Source organism: Mycolicibacterium llatzerense (genome assembly GCF_025331195.1).
GTDB classification, from domain to species: domain Bacteria; phylum Actinomycetota; class Actinomycetes; order Mycobacteriales; family Mycobacteriaceae; genus Mycobacterium; species Mycobacterium llatzerense.
On the sequence record NZ_LXOV01000004.1, the window covers coordinates 1 to 1,620 of the forward strand.

The window sequence follows — 1,620 nt, forward strand, 5'->3', positions numbered from 1 at the left end:
ACGCCGCACGCTCCTCGGCTTCGGGTTCCGGCCACACAATTCGGCTGGACTGCTCGACAATCGCTGTGGCACCGTAGCTTTCAAGCAAGTCGGCGCGCTTCTTAGCGGTCGACTTTGATCCGTACACCTTGTTGGTAACCGGCCAGATGAACTCGGAGGTGCCCATGATCTCGGTGTAGTTCCCGACCGGACGCCAACCCGCCGGCTGCCAACCTGGTGTGGGAATCCAGATGTCAGCGTCCTCGTTGATGCACTCGAAGGCGCCTTCTGGGTACGAGGTCACGCGGACGCGGTATAGGTAGTCGCCGGAGAATCTCACGCTGCACCACCCGTGATCTTTGGCGGGAGAACGAGATTGCCGGCCTGGCGCACGTAGTCAGTGATCCACTTCCAGGCGACGTCCTGGCCGCGCGGGTTGATCATGGTGACGGCGGTCGGATACCCGTCCTCGGTGACGTCCTTGTGGGTAAATGCCCAGCCCGATTTCACCGCCTGAGAGGTGGCGTGGTTGCGGTCGGCGCGGTGTCCGTCGATGAGCATTCCCCGCCGCCGCAACATCTCGTACACCTGGTCCTGGAGAACGGTGATGCCCTGCTTGGTCCCCCACTGTTGAACCTCGCGGGCGAACATCTGCCGGTTGATGGACTTGGCGTTCGCGGTATGAGCCTCAGCCTTCGCGACAAGCGGCGCGTCCCGTTCGATCGCGGCGGTAAGCATCTTCGCTTCGGATTCAGCCTTGACGGCGCGCGCCCGCTCAGCCTTCGCGACATCGATGGCGCGCTGGGTACGGGCGGCCTCAGCCTCGATGGCGGCGATCGGATCCGACAAGTCGATGACCGCGCCGCGTCGCAGCTCCCAGAACTCGCGGACCAATCGCTTCTTGAAGTCGCGGACGATGTCGCTGTTCCGCATGTAGGTGAGCAACAGGGTCGCGTGCTCCTCGTTGAGGATCGCGACCGTGACATCACCGCCGCCATGTTGGCCGGCTGGTCTTGGTGCGATTTCAAATCGGACCAAGCCGAATTCGTTGAAGTCGTCCAAGTTCTTGCGGATCAGCAGCAGCACTGAGGCGTGCTCGTTGCTGGTTCCGTTGGCGATTCGCATCGATGTCGTCGTCGCGACACCCTCGGCCACCTGAACAATCGGTGTGGCGCGCTCCAACTCGGCGAACCCGCTATCGTTGTGTTCTGACACTGGAAATCTGACCTTCCTGTTGTCGGTGCCCTCGTCCGTTGCCTCGGACGGGGGCTCTTTGTTATGCGGCCGGTTTCTTCTGGCGCTTTGGCGGCATTGCAGGTTCGACCGGAGGGCGCAGCGGTCCGTGCCACACATTCAGCGGTTCGATACCGAGCGCCTTCGCCCACGCGGTCAGCAGCCGGTCGCTCGCCTTCTTGTTGCCGTTCTCGACATTGGAGATTCCGGCATCGGTGATCTCGACACCCTGCTCCGCGATCCGCTCGGCGAGCTGAAGCTGACTGAGGCCGTGCGCGATGCGCACTTCTTTGATCCGGACCATCGGTCCTAGCGGTTCAATCGCTGGCATAGCGACAACTCTAGACAACCAGCGATTCGAGCGCAAGCTAAATCGCTGATTTCGCTACTTAGCTGCGGAATGACAAG

The 1,620-nt window shown here is 61.9% G+C and carries 3 protein-coding genes; all 3 read right to left on the bottom strand.

Annotation, left to right across the window (positions count from 1 at the left end; all coding sequences use genetic code 11):
* A partial coding sequence (locus A7G45_RS14710; protein ID WP_260938316.1) for a hypothetical protein occupies positions 1-319 on the bottom strand: 319 nt, incomplete at its 3' end.
* Positions 316-1,194, bottom strand: a complete 879-nt coding sequence (locus A7G45_RS14715) for a Rha family transcriptional regulator (RefSeq protein ID WP_260938318.1) — start codon at positions 1,192-1,194, stop codon at positions 316-318. The genes A7G45_RS14710 and A7G45_RS14715, both read right to left, overlap by 4 nt.
* Positions 1,195-1,255: 61 nt before the next feature.
* Positions 1,256-1,543, bottom strand: a complete 288-nt coding sequence (locus A7G45_RS14720; RefSeq protein ID WP_260938321.1) for a helix-turn-helix domain-containing protein — start codon at positions 1,541-1,543, stop codon at positions 1,256-1,258.
* Positions 1,544-1,620 lie beyond the last annotated feature (77 nt).

What these genes read in the sequence shown, in the direction of transcription:
- A7G45_RS14720 (WP_260938321.1), bottom strand. Translation starts at nt 1,543, where the DNA reads ATGCCAGCGATTGAACCGCTAGGACCGATGGTCCGGATCAAAGAAGTG.